15 protein-coding genes are annotated in these 17,739 nt (G+C 72.2%); 10 read left to right on the forward strand and 5 right to left on the reverse strand.

Annotation, left to right across the window (positions count from 1 at the left end; genetic code table 11):
• Positions 1–96: 96 nt before the first annotated feature.
• A complete protein-coding gene (locus tag ABT008_RS03250; protein ID WP_350693230.1) occupies positions 97–795 on the reverse strand; it encodes an RICIN domain-containing protein in 699 nt (232 codons plus the stop codon).
• Positions 796–896: 101 nt separating this feature from the next.
• Here ABT008_RS03250 and ABT008_RS03255 point away from each other — a divergent pair, with 101 nt between their 5' ends.
• The 7 genes from ABT008_RS03255 to ABT008_RS03285 all read left to right on the forward strand — a co-directional run bounded on the left by ABT008_RS03255 (position 897) and on the right by ABT008_RS03285 (position 10,048).
• The gene (locus tag ABT008_RS03255) at positions 897–2,279 is read left to right on the forward strand and encodes an FAD-binding oxidoreductase (RefSeq protein ID WP_350693232.1); all 1,383 of its coding nucleotides are present in this window, start codon (positions 897–899) and stop codon (positions 2,277–2,279) included.
• The gene (locus ABT008_RS03260; protein WP_350693234.1) at positions 2,276–3,619 is read left to right on the forward strand and encodes a class I SAM-dependent methyltransferase; all 1,344 of its coding nucleotides are present in this window, start codon (positions 2,276–2,278) and stop codon (positions 3,617–3,619) included. The genes ABT008_RS03255 and ABT008_RS03260 overlap by 4 nt, the downstream gene beginning before the upstream one ends.
• A gap of 163 nt (positions 3,620–3,782) precedes the next feature.
• The gene (locus ABT008_RS03265; RefSeq protein ID WP_350693236.1) at positions 3,783–4,880 is read left to right on the forward strand and encodes a hypothetical protein; all 1,098 of its coding nucleotides are present in this window, start codon (positions 3,783–3,785) and stop codon (positions 4,878–4,880) included.
• A 43-nt stretch (positions 4,881–4,923) separates the two neighbouring features.
• Positions 4,924–6,402, forward strand: a complete 1,479-nt coding sequence (locus ABT008_RS03270) for a hypothetical protein (RefSeq protein WP_350693237.1) — start codon at positions 4,924–4,926, stop codon at positions 6,400–6,402.
• Between the two features lie 148 nt (positions 6,403–6,550).
• Entirely contained in the window at positions 6,551–8,839 is a 2,289-nt protein-coding gene (locus ABT008_RS03275; RefSeq protein ID WP_350693239.1) for a putative bifunctional diguanylate cyclase/phosphodiesterase, read from the forward strand.
• A 74-nt stretch (positions 8,840–8,913) separates the two neighbouring features.
• Positions 8,914–9,672, forward strand: a complete 759-nt coding sequence (locus tag ABT008_RS03280) for a MerR family transcriptional regulator (RefSeq protein ID WP_350693240.1) — start codon at positions 8,914–8,916, stop codon at positions 9,670–9,672.
• 49 nt (positions 9,673–9,721) lie between these two features.
• Positions 9,722–10,048, forward strand: a complete 327-nt coding sequence (locus ABT008_RS03285) for a putative quinol monooxygenase (RefSeq protein WP_350693242.1) — start codon at positions 9,722–9,724, stop codon at positions 10,046–10,048.
• On the opposite strand, the gene ABT008_RS03290 is transcribed toward ABT008_RS03285, so the two are convergent.
• Positions 10,026–10,253, reverse strand: coding sequence for a hypothetical protein (locus ABT008_RS03290; protein WP_350693244.1), 228 nt, complete (start codon positions 10,251–10,253; stop codon positions 10,026–10,028). The genes ABT008_RS03285 and ABT008_RS03290 overlap by 23 nt on opposite strands.
• Before the next feature lie 289 nt (positions 10,254–10,542).
• Here ABT008_RS03290 and ABT008_RS03295 point away from each other — a divergent pair, with 289 nt between their 5' ends.
• The gene (locus ABT008_RS03295) at positions 10,543–11,652 is read left to right on the forward strand and encodes a hypothetical protein (protein WP_350693245.1); all 1,110 of its coding nucleotides are present in this window, start codon (positions 10,543–10,545) and stop codon (positions 11,650–11,652) included.
• Between the two features lie 76 nt (positions 11,653–11,728).
• On the opposite strand, the gene ABT008_RS03300 is transcribed toward ABT008_RS03295, so the two are convergent.
• A complete protein-coding gene (locus ABT008_RS03300; RefSeq protein WP_350693247.1) occupies positions 11,729–12,172 on the reverse strand; it encodes a MarR family winged helix-turn-helix transcriptional regulator in 444 nt (147 codons plus the stop codon).
• A 79-nt stretch (positions 12,173–12,251) separates the two neighbouring features.
• Here ABT008_RS03300 and ABT008_RS03305 point away from each other — a divergent pair, with 79 nt between their 5' ends.
• Positions 12,252–13,484, forward strand: coding sequence for a multidrug effflux MFS transporter (locus tag ABT008_RS03305; protein ID WP_350693249.1), 1,233 nt, complete (start codon positions 12,252–12,254; stop codon positions 13,482–13,484).
• Positions 13,485–14,076: 592 nt separating this feature from the next.
• Complete coding sequence (locus ABT008_RS03310) at positions 14,077–14,979, forward strand: SAM-dependent methyltransferase (RefSeq protein WP_350693251.1); 903 nt, start codon at positions 14,077–14,079, stop codon at positions 14,977–14,979.
• Here ABT008_RS03310 and ABT008_RS03315 read toward each other — a convergent pair.
• Both ABT008_RS03315 and ABT008_RS03320 read right to left on the reverse strand, forming a co-directional pair.
• Positions 14,948–15,385, reverse strand: a complete 438-nt coding sequence (locus tag ABT008_RS03315) for a VOC family protein (protein ID WP_350693252.1) — start codon at positions 15,383–15,385, stop codon at positions 14,948–14,950. The two genes, ABT008_RS03310 and ABT008_RS03315, sit on opposite strands and share 32 nt — an antisense overlap.
• A gap of 107 nt (positions 15,386–15,492) precedes the next feature.
• Positions 15,493–17,700 (reverse strand): choice-of-anchor J domain-containing protein, encoded by a 2,208-nt coding sequence (locus ABT008_RS03320; RefSeq protein ID WP_350693254.1) that lies wholly within the window; start codon positions 17,698–17,700, stop codon positions 15,493–15,495.
• Between the last annotated feature and the right edge of the window lie 39 nt (positions 17,701–17,739).

Raw genomic sequence — 17,739 nt, forward strand, 5'->3', positions numbered from 1 at the left:
CTCGCGCGCCGTCCGGCACTCGCTGTCCCGGGAACTGTTAGCAGGGGACCCCTGCTATACCGCAGGCGTTAACAGGGGACCCTTCCTTCGCGCTGGTCACTGCAGCGACCAGCGCTGCGCCGGGTTGCCGTCGCACGGGGCCTGGACCACGTCGGTGCCGGCCTCGCCACCACCGTCGCGGACCTGGGCGCACTTGCCGCTGTGCACGGCCACCACCAGCACGGTGCCGTCGCCGGCCGCCTGGAGACGCCACTGCTGGTTGTCCTCGCCGTGGCAGCCGAACTGCTGCAACCGGGCACCGTCGTCGCCGCTGCGTCCCTCCACGTCGAGACACTGGTTGTGGGCGCCGTTGGTCAGTGTCACGGTGTCCGGGCCGAACGGGTTGACCACCCACTGCTGCTCCGGCCCGCCGGTGCAGCCGGCCAGCTTCGCCACCGCCCGCTCGCCGTCACCGTCGAGCCCGAGGCAGAGGCCGGAGCCGACGCCCCGGAGCACCTTCGGCCCGGTGTTCGGGTCGGGCTCGGCGGGAGTGGGCGACGGAGTGGGCGTCGGCTCGGGACTCTCCACGGTCGGTGGCGCGAAGCTCTCGCTCGGGCTCGGTGCGGCCGCCGTCGGGCTGCCGGCGACCGGTGCCGGCTGCGGGTCGTCGCCGCCACCGAGCAGGCCGGTGGCGAACAGCACCCCGGCCAGTACGCCGGCCAGCCCGACCGCACCGGCCACCAGCAGCACCGGGTCCCGGGGCGGTCCGGAACGGCGGGTGCCGTAGACGGTGCCCGATCCATCGGTTTCCGACATGCCGGCATCCTGGCCCACCCCGGGCCGGTACGCCATCGCAGGTGCGGTAACTCTCGCGTGGACGGCCCGCCCACGGCACCTCCGACGCGTAAAGTGACCCCATGCACGCTTTGCGTGATCATGACGTGGCGGTGGCTCAGCTGCGACGGTCGTACGCGGCGGTGCCACCGGGTCGGCCGGTGCGGCTGGCCAAACGGACCTCCAACCTGTTCCGCCCGCGCGACGCCCCGCGTACGGCGGGCCTGGACGTCAGCGGGCTCGGTGGCGTGCTCGGCGTCGACCCGGCCGCCCGCACCGCCGACGTGCAGGGCATGTGCACCTACGAGCGGCTGGTCGAGGCGACCCTGCCGCACGGCCTGATGCCGCTGGTGGTGCCGCAGCTCCGCACCATCACCCTGGGCGGGGCGGTCACCGGGCTGGGCATCGAGTCGACCTCGTTCCGCAACGGCCTGCCGCACGAGTCGGTGACCGAGATGGACGTGTTCACCGGGGCCGGTGAGCTGGTCACCGCCCGGCCGGAGGGCGAACACGCGGATCTCTTCGCCGCCTTCCCCAACTCGTTGGGCAGCCTCGGCTACGCCACCCGGCTGCGCATCGAGCTGCAACCGGTCCGGCGGCACGTGGCGCTGCGCAACGTACGGTTCACCGACCTGACCGCGTTGACCGAGGCGATCGCCGAGATCACCGCCGGCCGCGCCTGGGCGGGGGAGACCGTCGACGCGATGGACGGGGTGATGTTCAGCCCCGGCGAGGCGTACCTGGTGCTGGCCCGCTTCACCGACGAGCCGGGCCGGGTCTCCGACTACACCGGCCAGGGCATCTACTACCGGTCGCTGCGCCGGCTGCCGCACGACACACTGACCGTCCACGACTACCTGTGGCGTTGGGACACCGACTGGTTCTGGTGCTCGGCGGCGTTCGGCGCGCAGCATCCGCTGGTCCGGCGGCTGTGGCCGGCCCGCTGGCGGCGCAGCGACGTCTACCACCGCATCGTGCGGCTGGAGCACCGGCACCAGGTGGCCGCCCGGATCGACCGCTGGCGTGGCCAGCCGGCCCGGGAACGCGTGGTGCAGGACGTGGAGATCCCGCTGGACCGCACCGCCGACTTCCTGCACTGGTTCGCCCGCCGGGTGGGGATGGCCCCGGTGTGGCTGTGTCCGCTGCGGCTCCGCGAGCCGACGGGCAGTGGCTCCGCCCGGTCCTGGCCGCTGTACCCGCTCCGGCCGGGGCAGGACTACGTCAACATCGGGTTCTGGGGGAGCGTGCCGATCGCCGAGGGCGCCGCCGACGGCGACGTCAACCGGGAGATCGAGCGCGCGGTGTCGGAGACGGGCGGGCACAAGTCGCTCTACTCCGACGCGTACTACGACCGGGATTCGTTCGACCGGCTCTACGGCGGCGAGACGTGGCGCGCCGTGCGGGACCGGTACGACCCGGAACATCGGCTCACCGGACTGTACGAAAAGGCGGTAGCGCGCGCATGAGCCTTGTTGATCGAGATCAGGGGGCGGCCGGCGCTCCCGCCACACCGCCGGCCGGGAGCGGCCGACGTGGTCCGAGCGTCGCGGACGTGGTCCGGGCCCTCACCGCAGGCCCGCTGCCGGTCCGGGTCACCGGGTACGACGGCAGTCGACTCGGTCCGGCCGACGCCGGGATCACCCTGTCGATCCGATCCGAGCGGGGACTGTCGTACCTGCTCACCGCGCCGGGCGACCTGGGCATGGCGCGGGCGTACGTGAGCGGGGACCTGGCGCTGGAGGGGGTGCACCCGGGCGACCCGTACGAGGCGTTGCGGGTGCTCAAGGACGAACTGCGGGTACGCACACCGACGGTGGCCGAGGGGCTGGCCCTGGTACGCGGGCTGGGTTGGGAGCGGCTGTTGCCGCCTCCGGCGCCGCCGCAGGAGGCGCTGCCCCGCTGGAAGCGGATCGTGGGCGGTCTGCGGCACTCCCGGTTCCGGGACAGCAGTGCGATCAGCCACCACTACGACGTCTCCAACGCCTTCTACGAGAAGGTGCTCGGGCCGTCGATGACGTACACCTGTGCGGTCTTCCGCAGCCCCGACGACACGTTGGAGGAGGCGCAGGCGAGCAAGTACGACCTGGTCGCCGGCAAGCTCGCGCTGCGTCCCGGGATGCGGCTGCTGGACGTGGGCTGCGGCTGGGGCGGCATGGTCCGGCACGCGGCTCGCGAGTACGGCGTCAAGGCCCTCGGGGTGACCCTGTCCCGCGCGCAGGCCCAGTGGGCGCAGGCGGCGATCGCGCGCGAGGGGCTGACCGGGCTGGCCGAGGTGCGGCACATGGACTACCGCGACGCGCCCGGGAAGGAGTTCGACGCGGTCTCCTCGATCGGGCTGACCGAGCACATCGGAGTGCGCAACTACCCGGCGTACTTCGGTTTCCTCCGGGACCGGCTGCGTCCGGAGGGACGCCTGCTCAACCACTGCATCACCCGGGCCGACAACCGGGCGCCGCACCGCTCGGGCGCCTTCATCGACCGGTACGTCTTCCCGGACGGTGAGTTGGCCGGTCCCGGGCGGGTGATCAGTGAGCTGCACGACGTGGGGCTGGAGGTGCACCACGAGGAGAACCTGCGCCAGCACTACGCGCTGACGCTTGCGGCGTGGTGCCGCAACCTGGTGGAGCACTGGGACTTCTGCGTCGCCGAGGTGGGTAGCGGCACGGCCCGGGTGTGGGGGCTCTACATGGCCGGTTCGCGGTTGGCGTTCGAGCGCAACGGCATCCAGTTGCACCAGGTGCTGGCCACGCGCAACGGCCCGGACGCGGTCAACGGCTATCCGCTGCGGCCGGACTGGCTGCCCTGACCCGCTGACCTCGTCGGCTCGAAGGCCGCGCCGGATCGATCGACGCGGCCTTCCCCGATTCCTATCTCGTACAGTGTCGCGAACACCACGTAGCGCGATGGTCTCGGTGGAGTCGTGGCGGGTCGGCCGGGCCGGTGGGTCGGCGCGGCTATCGTGGCCTGTCGTGACGAGCAGCGAGCAGCGACTGGCCGCGATCCGTGGTGGAATCCCCCCGCGTCGGCACAACGCCCGGACGATCGCCGCGTTGACCGGCAACCCGGGATGCACCCGGCGGGCCGTGCTGGACGGGGCCGGGGTGGACAAGCCGCTGCTGGCCGAGCGGATCGGCTTCCCCGCCCGGTTCGGGCAGTCCCGGTTCGCCATCACCCGGGGAAACGCGTTCGAGGCGCAGGTGAAGGCCGACGACGGCGCCGAGTTGCTGCGGCTGGTCGCCGAGCGGTTGGGCGTACCGGTGCCGACCTCGGCGCGGTGGACGGCGCTCGGCGACGGCGACGACATGGCGGCCCGTCAGCGACGCTCGGCCGCGCTCCTGACCGCCGCGCCGGACGGTCCCGACGACTCGGCCGCGTTGTTCGACCACCCGATGCTCGCCCTGGACGTCGCCGGGCAGCGGGTCCACCTGGAGCCGGACCTGGTGGCCGCCCGGCTCGGCGGCCGGTTCCACGTGGTCGAGGTCAAGTCCTTCCCGGTGATCGACGGCCAGGCCGACCCGGCCAAGCTGGCCGCCGCCGCGATCCAGTCCGCGGTGTACGTGTTGGCTCTGCGGGACCTGCTCGTCGCCGCCGGCCAACCGCCGGAGTCGGTGTCGCAGGAGGTGGTGCTGGTGTGTCCGCGCGACTTCACCAACCAGCCGGTGGCGCACCTGATCGACGTGCGCAAGCAACTGCTGGTGGTACGCCGGCAACTGGACCGGATGGATCGGCTGGACACACTGCTCGACGACGTACCGGCCGACTTCACCGCCGACCCGGGTGCCGACCCGTCGGCGCTGCTCGCCTCGCTGGGCGGGGTGCCGGCCCGCTACGCCCCCGACTGCCTGGCGACCTGCGAGCTGGCCTACTTCTGCCGGCACGAGGCGGGCGGGCACACCGGTGCGCTCGGCCGCCCGGTGCGGGAGGCGCTCGGCGGCATCGAGGACGTCGACCGGGTCCTGGCGCTCGCCGGTGGCGAACCCGCCACCGACCCGGAGCAGGAGGAGGCCGCCGCGCTGCTGCGGACCGCCGCCCGCCTGCGCGCCGAGGCCCTGGCCGGGTCGGCGTGAGGGGGCCGACGCGCGGCCGGACCGCGCCCGGCGGAGCACCGGCATGAGTACGCTGCGCGCGCTCGCGGCGGCGCAGGCGGTCGCCGCCGGGGTGGCCCAGCCGGTGGCCACCGTCCGGCACGTGCACCTGTCGGCCCGGCCGTTGGTGCTGGTGCCGCTGTCCATGGCGGGAGAGGCGAACGCCCCGCTGGCGGCGATGGTCGGCACCGCACCGGGCCGGGGACACCTGCTCGTCGTGCCGCAGCCCCGCAACCGGGAGCAGCGGTTCGGGTTCGCCGCCGCGCTGGCCGACATCCTGCTGCCCTACATCGACACGCACCGCCTCGGCTCCGAGACGGTCGCGGTCGACCGGGGCAAGGACGTCCGGCAGCGATACCTCGACGCCCCGCAACTGGTGGTGCCGAACCCGGCGGGCGTCACATTCCTGCGGCTGCTCGGTCGCGCCACCCGGTTCCGCCGCGTCGACGGAGACTATCCGGTCCCCGCGTCGGTGCCGCTGCTCGGCCGCTGGCTGACCTTCCTCGCCGAACGTGCGGAGCATCCCGGCTCGTCGACGCTGCTGGCGTTGACCCAGGCCCTGAGCATGCACTGGGCGACCGGGCAGAGCGCGGTGGAGGACCTGCACCTGCCGGCGCTGCTCGGCTGGATCGCCCCGCCGTCCGGGCTGACCGGTGCCGAGGCGGCGGCCCGGGCCGAGGACCCTACGGTGTGCCCGCCCGCCGGACCGGCCACCGATCCCGACTTCGACAACCGGCTGCTCGCCCCGGCCATCGAGGCGTACGCCGAGGCCGACGCGGACTCCTCGGCTCGCGCCGAGGCGTACGCGGAGCTGGAGCGGCTGCTGCGCGACCAGCTCACGCCCACCTGGGACCTGATGTGGCGCGGCCTGGGGCTGCTGCGCGCGCTGCCGCCCGGCGCGCGGGTGGCGGGCCGGTGGACCGGAGACCGGGACGCCTTCACCGCCCACGCCGACCACGTCGACGAGGGCGGCGCGCCGCAGCCCAGCCGCGACGGTGCGGTGGCCGCCGCCACCCGGCTGCACCGCCTGGAACGGGCCGGCGCGAGCTACGCCGTGCAGCGCGCCTACGACGACCCGCTGGTGATGGCGGAGTACCGGCTGACCGGCGAGGCGTTCGTCGGCGAGGTGGTGCTGGCCGACCCGACGCGGGTGGACGACACCGGACGCCGACCGGTGCTGCGCCCCCGCATCCAACTGGTGACCACCGAACCGGTGCTGGTGCCGGTCGGCGCGAGTCTGTGCAACCCGGCCCGACCGGGGCAGAAGGCCCGAGTGGTCTTCGTGACCCCGACCGCCGAGGGCAAGACCGAGGTGGTGCTGGAGCTCTCCGGCGGGATGGGTCGGGGGCTGACCGCCAGCCCCGGCAGCGTGCCCGAGGTGGGGCAGCGGCTCTGCTACACCACACTCAGCGAGGCGTTCGTGCCCAGCGGCACGTTCCCGACCGTGGCGGAGACCCCGTGGACCCACGGCGGTCCGCCCACCCTCGACCCGCCCGAGGTGTAAGGAGGGGTCCCTTCCTATACACCAGGCGTTAGAAAGGGTCCCTTCCTTTCACGCCGCCCGGCGGGTCGTGGGTGCCGGGTGGTCACCGTACGTGAAGATGTTTGTGGATGAACGCGTGCACGTACGAGAGAGAGCCGGAGCGAGCGCTGTGTCGCGAGAGGACGTCGGGCGGGCTGCCGCGCGGTGGCCCGGGCGGGACCGGGTCGGCTGGGCGGGGTTGTTCGCCGCCGGTCTGGTCGTGGGCGTCGAGACGGTCTGGCTGCTGCTGAAGCTGCCCGCCGGTGCGCTGGTCAGCGACCTCGGTGCGCTCGTCGTCGCGGGTCTGGCCGGGGCGGCCTGCCTGGGTGCCGCCCGCCGGCAGCCGATGGTACGTCGGTTCTGGCTGCTGTTGGCGGCGACCATGGCTCTGGCTATGGCCGGCCGGGCACTGTGGACGGCGCTGCGGCTGGTCGGCGAGGACCTGCCGCACACGCTGCCGGTCGGGCTGCTCTTCGTCGCCGGTCTGGTCACCGGCACCGCGGCCCTACTCTGCTCGGTCACTGCCCCGCGGACCACCGTGGGCCGGGTCCGGACGCTGCTCGACGGGGTGATCGTCGGGCTGGCGCTGATCCCGGTCGGCTGGATGCTGATCTTCCGCAACGTCGCGATGGCGGAGCTCGACGAGCCGCTGCGCACCGCCGGTCTGCTCTATCCGATGTTCGACCTGATGCAGTTGACCATCCTGGTCGCGGTGATCGGCCCGAGCCGACCGGTGTGGCCGGTGCTGACGGTGCTCGGCGCCAGCCTGACCGTCCGTGCGGTGGGCGACGCCGCGTACGTGTCGCTGGTGGCCGCCGGCACCTACCAGCCGGGCCGGCTGGTCGACGTGCTCTGGCCACTGAGCTACCTGCTGATCGCGGCGGCCACCCGGCTCGGGCCACCCCGCTACCGGGCCGATCCCGACGAGGCGGCCGAGTCACCGTTGCCGCCCTGGTGGCGGGTGGCGCTGCCGTACCTGCCGGTGGGCGGGGCGATCGTGGCGGTGGTGTGGGCCAGCCGGCCGGACGGCTACATCCCGCAACCGATCTTCATCGCGTTGCTGGCGTTGCTGGCCACGCTCGCCCTGCGGCAGGGGCTGGCCGCCAACGAGAACCTGCGGCTGGTCGGTCGGCTGCGGCAACTCGCCTACAAGGACCAGCTCACCGGGCTGCCCAACCGGTTGGCGTTCACCCGTCGGCTGCGCGCGGCGCTGCTCGGCACGAACCGGGTCGCCGTACTCCTGCTGGACCTGGACGGGTTCAAGCAGGTCAACGACAGGTTCGGGCACACCACCGGTGACACGCTGCTGACCGGGCTGTCCCGGCGGATGCGGCGCGCCGTCGGCGACGACGGGATGATCGCCCGGATCGGCGGCGACGAGTTCGCCGTACTGGTCACCGGCAGTCCACCCGCCGAGGCGGAACGCCTGGCGGAGCGGCTGCTGGCCGCGCTGCAACCCTCGCCCGGCGAGGAACTGGTCGGGGTGCACCCGTCGGCCAGCATCGGCATCGCCGAGTACGGGCCGCAGCACATCTCCTACACCGACCTGCTGCGCGACGCCGACATCGCGATGTACGCGGCGAAGGCGGCGGGCAAGTCGGCGTACCGGCGGAGCACACCGGCGTTGCGGGAGTCGGCGGTCAGCCGGGCCGAGTTGATCGCCGACCTGCGGCGGGCCGTCGACGAGGAGCAACTGCACCTGGAGTTCCAGCCGATCGTCGACCTGGCCACGGGGGCGGTCCGCAGCGCCGAGGCGCTGGTGCGCTGGCGGCACCCTCGGCTGGGCATGCTCAGCCCGGCCCGGTTCCTGCCGTTGGCCGAGGAGACCGGGCTGATCCTGCCGATCGACAGGTGGGTCATCAAGGAGGCGTGCCGGGCGGCGGCCACCTGGCAGGACCGGGTACCCAGCGCGACGGTGGCGGTGAACATCGCCGCCGCGCACCTGCGCCGGCCGGACCTGATCGCCACGGTCACCGAGGCCACCGCCGGGGCGGGCCTGGCGCCCCGGGCGCTGACCCTGGAGCTGACCGAGTCGGCGCTGATCGAGGGCAGCGACGCGGTGCTCGACCGGCTGGGGCAACTACGCGAACTCGGCATCCGGATCGCCATCGACGACTTCGGCACCGGGTACTCGTCGCTGAGCTACCTGCACCGCATCCCGGCCACCGAGTTGAAGATCGACCGCTCGTTCGTGTCCCGGATCCCCGACGACGCGCGGGCGTACGCGACCGTGGAGATGGTCACCCGGCTGGCCGACGCCTTCGACCTCGGCGTGGTGGCCGAGGGGGTGGAGACCGAGCGGCAGCACGACGCAGTGGCCGCCATCGGCTGCCTACAGGGGCAGGGCTACCGCTACGGCCGCCCGGCGGCGCTGGCCGAGTTGCGGACCGTCCTGGCCGGTCCGACCCGCCCCGTGTGACCGGTGCCGCAGAATCGGACTTGACCCTCACGTAGCGGCAGGCGGGAGCGTGGTTCCCAGGAAGGGAGGGAACCATGGCGTACCGCGTGGGCGAGGTGGCCCGGCTGGCCGGGGTGACGGTCCGGACGTTGCACCACTACGACGAGATCGGGTTGCTGTCGCCGAGCGGGCGCAGCGGCGCGGGCTACCGGAGCTACTCCGAGGCCGACCTGGAGCGGTTGCAGGTGATCCGCTACTACCGCGAGCTGGGGTTCCCGTTGGAAGAGATCGCCGCGATCCTCGACGACCCGGGGAGCGACCCGGAGGCGCACCTGCGGCGTCAGCACGAACTGCTGACCGTACGGATCAAGCGTCTGCAGGAGATGGTCGCGGCGATCGAGTTCGCGATGGAGGCGAGCAAGTTGGACATCCGATTGACCCCGCAGGAGCGGTTCGAGGTGTTCGGGGACTTCGACCCGGAGGCGCACGCCGAGGAGGCGGAACAGCGCTGGGGTGGCACCGAGGCGTACCGGGAGTCGAACCGGCGCGTGTCGCGCTACACGAAGGAGGACTGGGCGCGGATCAAGGCCGAAAGCGAGGACTGGGGGCGGCGGATCGTCGCGCTGATGGAGTCCGGCGCACCGGCCGACGGACCGGCCGCGCGGGAGTTGGCCGAGGAGCACCGCCGGCAGATCAGCCAGTCGTTCTACGAGTGCTCGTACGAGATGCACACCTGCTTGGCCGACATGTACCTGGCCGACGAGCGGTTCACCGCCCACTACGAGGCGATCGCACCGGGACTGACCGCGTACCTGGCCGAGGCCATCCACGCGAACGCGATCAGCCGGGCCTGACGCCGGCGGGCAGGGGTTTGCCGGGCGGAATCCGGTGGGCCGGGGGAGGATGACTGACATCGTTCGACCCTCACGATCTCCGGAGGCACCGTTGTTGATCGTCGCCGGCACGCTCTACGTCGATCCGGCCGAGCGGGACGACTACCTGGCCACCTGCGCGGAGATCGTGCGGGCGGCCCGCTCGGCGCCCGGCTGCGTCGACTTCTCGATCAGCCCGGACGTGGTCGAGCCCGGGCGGATCAACGTCTACGAGCGGTGGGAGTCCGACGACCAGTTGCTGGACTTTCGCGGTTCCGGTCCGGAACCGGACCAGCAGGTCGCCATCGTCGGTGCAGAGGTGCACAAGTTCCGGATCAACTCGGTCGAGTCCCCCTGAGCGGGGGAGCGGGCGGGCGGCGGACGGCAGCGCGGAAGGCCGCCACCGCCGCCTGCTCGCCCGCCAGTTCGTCCCGCCGGGCCGGGGCGCGGGCCGCGCGTAGCGGCGCGGCGAGCCGGCCGGCCCGGCGCAGGGCGACCGGGTCGCCGTCGAGCAGCCGGTCGACGACGTGTCGATCCCTGCGGCGCGGTGGTGCGTGGCTCATCTCGCATTCCCTGACGTAGTACCGGACCTCGGCGTCGCCGTGTCCGTGGCGGGCGGGTGTCCGGCGCACCCGCTCGATTGATTGGCGTCACCGTCGCCGGTGGCGTCACAGTCACCCGCACGTCGCCATCCGGCCACGCAGCGAAACCACCATCTTGTCCTTATTAGTCCACCGATCGGGTAATTCACCCGCTCTTGGCCGTGTCCATGGTGGTTCCTGGGGTCGTTAACACTGTGACACCCCACTTAGGTGGCCTGCGGTTGGTGGCCTGCGCGGCGAAGGAGTCGGCGTGGCAAGGACTGATTCGACGGGTTCGACATGGCGGTACCGGTGGGCGCGCCGGCAGAACGAGCGCCGGTTGCGGACGTTCCGCAGCGCCGAGGGGGACTGGCGACGACGCGACGACGAGCTACGCCGCCTACGGACGCTCGCGGAGCAGTGCCACGGCTCGGCCACGGCGGGCCACGGCCTCCCGCTCGAACTGGACGCCGACGAGGTGGTGCTGCGGGTGGTACCCGCCGCCCAACTGGTGGAGGTGCGGCACAACGCCGTCCTGCCCGCTCCCGACCTGACCGTGGCCCCGCAGATCGGCCGGCTCCGCCAACGACTCCCCGAGGGAGTACGGGCCACCGACGCCGGCATGGCCGTGGTCACCAGCCGTCGGCTGGTGCTGCTCGGCGGGCGGGGACGCCGCGACTGGGCGTACGCGCGGATGACCGGGCTGGCGCACGACCCGCACGCGCCGGTCACCCTGATGCAGGTGCTGGACCGCCGACGCGGCTCCGGGGTGTTGCTGCCTCCCGACGCGGCACCCGACTTCCGCTTCGTGCTCACCCTGGCGTTCGCCGACGCGATCGAGCAACGTGCCACTGTGATCGCGCAGCTCGACGAGCTGATCGCCGAGCACGCCCGGCTGCGCCCGTCCCGACCGGGCATCGCCACCCCCGGGCAGGCCCGGCTGTCGGCGCTGATCCCCGGTGGTCGGCGGACCGCCGTGGTCGCCGCCGCGTTGGCCGTGATGGTGCCGGTGGCGCTGGCGAACTCCGGCTCGGACCCGGCCGGCACGGACACGGCGGTCGCCGCCACTCCGGCGCCGGTCGCGGCGACCGGCGCGTCCACGACGCCCCGCGCCAGCGGCTCGACCGCGCCAGGGCGGGACGCGCCGACACCGGAGCGGCGGTGCGGTGCCCCGGTCAACCCGATGGGGTACGACTTCTGCGGCGGCGAGCGGATCCGCGAGCCGGCCCGTGACGTGTGCGAGCACTTCGACTGCGTACCCGGGTTCTGGAACGGTCGGGGTTACCTGGTGCAGTGCGAGGACGGCAAGGTCAGCCTGGCCGGCGGCAGCCCGCGCGCGTGCGGCACGCACGGCGGTGTCCGCCGGACCGTCTGGGGCTGACGCCTCCGGCGGGACGTGGGCGCGGGTCCGCCCACGACCCGCCGGTCTCCTCGGCGGCTCAGCGCTCCTCGGCGGGTCAGCGCTGCTCGGCGGCGAGGTCGGCCAGGCGGGACAGGGCCGGTGCGGCGGCGAGCAGTCGTTCCCGGTCGGCGGCGTCGAGCCCGGCCAGCGCGGCGGCGAGCAGGTCACGCCGGTGTTGCTCGTGGGCGGCGATCCGCTCCCGCGCCGTGTCGGTCAACGTCAGCCGGACGGTCCGCCGGTCGACCGGATCCCGGTCGCGGCTCAGCAGACCGGCGGTGGTCAACTCGCCGACCAGGGTGCTCACCGTGTTCGGGGCGGTGCCGAGCCGCTGGGCGGCCTCCCGGACGCTGACCCCCGACTGCCGCTGCACCAGGCGCAGCACCTCCACCTGCGCGTCCGGCAGCGCGACCCGGCCGGTCCGTTGGGCGGCCGTCCGGCGCAGCACCCGCTGCAGGTCGCCCAGGGCGCCGCTGAGCTGCCCGAGCGTCTCTTCCGTCACAGAACGGCCCTCTCCACGGCAATAACTCTGTAAGCAGAGCTATCGTAGCCCGGCGCAACCGACCGCCGAGGGGGCCACGATGTCGCAGACCACCGCGCCGACAGTCGGGCAGCCGGAACGGGTCGCCGCACCCACCGGCCGGGCCGCGATCGGTCTGCTGGTGCTGCTCGGCGCGCTCACCGCGATCGGGCCCCTGTCGCTGGACACCTACCTGCCGGCGTTCCCCGAGATGGCCCGCGACCTGTCCGCCAGCCAGGCGCAGATCCAGCTCTCCCTGACCACCTGCCTGGTCGGCATGGCCATCGGGCAACTCGTCACCGGTCCGCTCAGTGACCGCTGGGGGCGCCGCCTGCCGGTGCTGATCGGCATCGGCGCGTACGTCCTGATGTCGTTGGCCTGCGCGTTCGCGCCGTCGGCGGAGACGCTCGCCGCGCTCCGCTTCGCCCAGGGCTTCGCCGGGGGCATGGGCACCGTCGTCGCCCGCGCCGTCGTCCGCGACCTCTACAGCGGACGCGCCGCCGCGAAATACTTCTCCCGACTCGTCCTGATCTTCGGCATCGCCCCGATGGCCGCTCCCGCGCTCGGCAGCCTGGTGCTGGGCTTCGGCGGCTGGCAGACCATCTTCCTCGCCCTGGCCCTGGTCGGCGTGCTGCTCGTCGCCGCCGTCGCGTGGCGGCTGCCGGAGACGCTGCCCGCCGGACGCCGCAACACCGGCGGCCTGTCCGCGACCGCCGCCGCCGGGCGCGCCGTGCTCGCCGACCGCGTCTTCCTCGGGTACGCGTTGACCCAGGGCCTCGCCTTCGCCGGTCTGTTCGCCTACCTCTCCGGCTCCTCGTTCGTCCTCCAGGACGTCTTCGGCCTCTCCGCCGGTGCGTTCAGCCTGCTCTTCGGCCTCAACGCGCTGGCCTTCGTCGCCGTCGGCCAACTCAACGCCCGGCTGCTGGACCGCTACGACCCCCGACCGCTGCTGATCTGCGGGCTGGGCCTCGGCCTGTTCTCCGCGCTCTGCCTGCTCGTCGGGGCCCTGCTCGGAGCCCTGCCGCTGGTCGTCGCCGCACTCTTCCTCTTCCTCGGGTCGCTCGGCACGGTGATGCCCAACGGCACCGCCCTCGCCCTCGAACGGCACTCCACGCACGCCGGCACGGCCGCCGCCCTGCTCGGCGGCCTCCAGGCGGTGATCGCGGCCGGCGCCGCACCGCTGGTCGGGCTCGGCGGCGAGGGCAGCGCGGTGCCGATGGCCGTGGTGGTCAGCGGCGCGGCGGCCGGCTCGCTGCTGGTCGTACTCACCCTGGCCCGCCCCCACCGCCCCTGACCCACCGCCCCCGCCCGCCCCACCCTCCCGCCGCCCCGCGGCCCCGCCGCGCCCGCCGTGCGCGCCCGTCGATCATGGAGTTGTGGTATCTCCAAACGCTCGGATAAGGGGCGAACCGCCGACCACAAGTCCAAGATCGACGGGCGGATTCGGAAGGCGAAGCAAAGGCAGGATTGCCGCTATATTCATTTGCTTGACCGGTTGAGACGCCCCGGTTACAGTGACGTTACTGAACGTTGTTTCCCCTTCCTCTTTCATCGGCCGGAGTCGCCCTTCGGCTCCCGCCGGAAAGGGGATGACGCGTCCTCGCCGCGCCGACGGCGATCCGGACGCGAGGTGCCGCTCACCCGTTGTTGCCGCAGGTGAGGTCCGCGTGTCCGGCCACCGGCTCCGGCTCGGGGGCGGAGCGAACGGTGCGGTGATCCCGCCACTCGCGACGTCAATCAGGAATCGGACAGTGGTGAATTCCGGTACGTCTGCAACGGTTCGGAATCTGCATTTCCCATGAGCCGGTGATCGTGAATTCGCCGGGCAATTCCGCCCCCGTCTGTCCGACCCGGCACTCCTCGACGAGCAGGAAGCGGTGACAGCGGTGCACACTGACCTCGAAGGGCCGACACCGGAATCCGTCGGCGCGTTCTACGACCAGGTGAATTCCATCGTCGCCCGGGTCCAGGGCGGCTCCATGCACCACGGCTACTGGACCGGGCCCGACGACGACAGTGACTTCGCCACGGCCAGCGTCCGGTTGACCGACATGATGATCGAACGGGTCGCCGCGCGGCCGGGCGCACGGGTGCTGGACGCCGGCTGCGGGCTGGGTCGACCCGGCGTACGGATGGCCAAGATCGCCGGTGCCGAGATCGTCGGGGTCTCGGTCAGCGAACAGGACGTACGCCTGGCCAACGAACTGGCCCGCGCCGAGTCGGTGGCCGACCGGGTGCGCTTCGACCAGGCCGACATGGCCGCGTTGCCCTTTCCCGACGACTCCTTCGACCATGCGATGGCGTTCGAGTCGATCATGCACGTGCCCGACCGGGTGCGGGCGCTGCGGGAGATCGCCCGAGTGGTCCGCCCCGGCGGGCGCATCGTGTTGACCGACTTCACGGTCCGGGAGGGCCTGCACGGGCGCGGCGACGACACCCTGGCCAAGGTGTACGACTCCTGGCGGGTCGCAGCGTCCCCGATCGGCGCGGAGGACTACCCGGAGATCGCCGCCCAGGCCGGGATCGTGCTCGACGAGGTCACCGACATCACCGACCACGTGAAGTACAGCAGCATGTGGACCTATCTCGAACTGCGGCGGTACGCCCGGGACAATCCGGTGCCGGCGGAGGTGGATCAGATCCTCGACGTCTTCGCGCCGACCCTCAAGGGTACGGCGGACCGGCCGCCGCTCACCGACACCGAACTCGAACACGGCTGGCGCCAGATGCTGACCGAGGAGCAGACGCAGGGCATGGTCATCGTGGTGGCCCGAAGTCCGGCACCGTGATCGTCCCGTCCTCGGCGATCGGGAAACCCGGGTTCCAGGCGATCTCCCAGAGGTGGCCGTCCGGGTCGGCGAAGTAACCGGCGTACCCGCCGTAGGACGTCTCGCGGGCCGGCCGGGTGATGACCGCGCCCGCCTCGGCGGCGACGGCCAGGACCCGGTCCACCTCGTCGCGCTCGCGTACGTTGTGCGCCAACCCGATCCCGCCGAATCCACCGGCGGCTTCCGCGTCCACACCGGCGTCCTCGGCCAGCGACTCGCGGGCCCAGAGCACCACGGCGATCCCGCCGGCCTGGATGAACACCGTCCGCTCCACCTCCTGGCCCCGCCAGCCGAGCCGCTCGTAGAAGGCCCGGGACCGGGCCAGGTCGGTGACGCCGAGGGTGATCAGGCTGAGGCGCTGCTCCATCCGGGCAATCTACCCGGTACGGGTCGGCTCACCGTTCGACGACAGTCCCCGGACGCAGAACTCCCGGTGCCGCGAGCACGGCACCGGGAGTCCTCAGCGGGGATCGGTCAGCTCAGCGGCGCGCCGCCGGGCTGCACGACCTTGTTCACCGTCAACTGGTACGGCGCGTACTGCGTGACCTGCTCGGTCGGCTCGTCGTAGGCGACGATGGCGACCACCGTGGGGAAGGCGGTGAGCAGCGCCGTCTGCACCACCCCCAGGGTGAAGTTGGTCTTGCCGTCGACCTCGAACTGCACGGCCGTCCGGAGCTTCTCGTCGAAGCCGACGAACCGGACGTTCCAGTTCGCCACCGGCGTCGGGTAGACCTGCGACGGCGAGTCGAAGGCGTCCAGGTTCGACCCGTCGCTGACCAGCGTGCCGCCGACCGTGATGTCGTCGACCAGCAGACCGCCCTCGTTGACCCCGCCGTCGCTGACGTAGCGGAAGCTGAGCAGGATGTCCTGCCCCGCGTACGCCGACAGGTCGAACGAGTGCGGCTCGAAGCCGGCCGTGGTGCCGTTCAGCGACGGTCCGAGCGGCCCGGCGACGGTCTTGTCACCCTCGATCGCGGTGTAGCTCTTGCCACCGTCGGTCGAGACGCTGACGTAGCCGTAGTCGTAGCCGGCCTCGGCGCCGTACTTGGCCAGGAAGGTCAGCGTCGGGTTGCCGGCCGGTACGCTCACCGGCGTCACGGCGGCGGCGTCGGTGCTGTTGCCGTTGCCGGACCAGAGCACCGCGTTGCCCGGACGGTCCGGGTCGTTGGTCACCGTCGTCCAGGCCAGCGGCACCGACGGGAGCGTCTTGGCGCCCTTGAAGCTGATCGAGCGCAGATCGCCCCGGCCCAGCGGCTTGCCGTTCGCCTTGCGCAACTGGACGTAGTCGGCGCCGTTCGGTGCCGCGCCCGGCGTGGCGTGCGTGGCCGGGTTGGCCAGGTTCACCGTGGCGTTCAGGCTGGCCGTGGTGACCTTGCGCTTGTCACGGCCGAGCATCACACCCAGCTTCGAGTTGCCGACGATCCGGTCCACCAGGTTCATCGTCTGGTAGTCGTGAATCACGCCGTAGAGGTCGTTCACCCCCTCGGCGGCGAGCGCCGCCTTGATGCTGGCCAGACCCTGCGACTCGCCGTCGCGGTGCAGCCGGGAGATGAAGTCCAGGCCGTACCGGTCGTAGAGGAACAACATCAACGAGTACGCGTTGCCGTAGTCGGCGAGTACCGCGTTCGGGTTGCCGCCCTCGTCCCACAGGTTCAGTGAGTTCTCCGGCCCACCGCAGTCCCGGGGATTCGTGTTGTAGTCCGTCTGCACGGTGCCGAAGCCCTGGAAGCAGTAGATGTGGCTGTCCGCGCCCGGCTGGTCGACCCGGGCCGAGGCGTCGGTGTAACCGCCGAGCGTCTGGGCGAAGTCGGAGAGCCCCTCGTTGATCAGGATGCTCTCGAACGGGTCGGTGTAGTAGTGCGCCAGGTGCTGCCACTCGTGGATGAACGTCGACTCGTACAGGTTGGGCCGCGCCGGCCGGCTGGTGCACAGGTCGTCGGTCGGCTCGTTCGGCGGGCTGACGCCCGTCCGGTGCGCCCAGTCGAACGCGTCGATCGTCATGATGTTGCGGTCGAGCAGCTCGTTGAAGAGCGAGAAGAAGAACCCGGCAATGTACGTCGGCGCGGCCGGGAAGTCGTAGAAGTTGTCGTCCCGGACGTTGTCGACGAGGGTCACCGTGCGGTTGCCGGCACCGGTGTAGTCGCCGTCGATCTGGGCGTTGCTGCCGTCACGGTCCGGCGGCGTGCTGAACGCGTCCGTCGACTTCGGATACATGTTGTTGTCGAACTCGTCGACCAGGCGCGTCACCTGCGCGTCGGTGACCACCGTCGAGTTCGCGATCTGCCGGCGGCAGTCACCCTCCGGGAACTCGGTGTCGTTGGCGACCCACACCTCGATGTTGTCGCCCACGCCGCGCAGCGTGTAGTCCTTGAGATAGATCACGCCCTGGTAGTCGTCGAGCGCGAGCCACTGCCGCACCGTACCCACCGCTGGCGTCTCGGCGGCCTGCGCCGACCTGCGCTGCGCCTGCGGCTGGTACTGCCGGCGCACCTCGACGGGCTTGCCGTTGAAGGTGAAGTCTTTCCTGGTGAGGTCGCGGACGTCGCTCGCGATCCCGGTTGCCGGCGCCGGAGCGGGCTGGGCCGCCGCAGTGCTCGGACTGGCCGCCGCCGGCTGGGCGACGACGAAGAACGGTAGGACGATGGCGCAGGCTGCTATCCCCGCAAAGCGGCGTCGAGCCACAGAACCTCCTCATAGCCGACAGATCCACTTAACCCTGGG

This window comes from Micromonospora sp. NPDC002389 (assembly GCF_040296095.1).
Lineage (GTDB): Bacteria > Actinomycetota > Actinomycetes > Mycobacteriales > Micromonosporaceae > Micromonospora.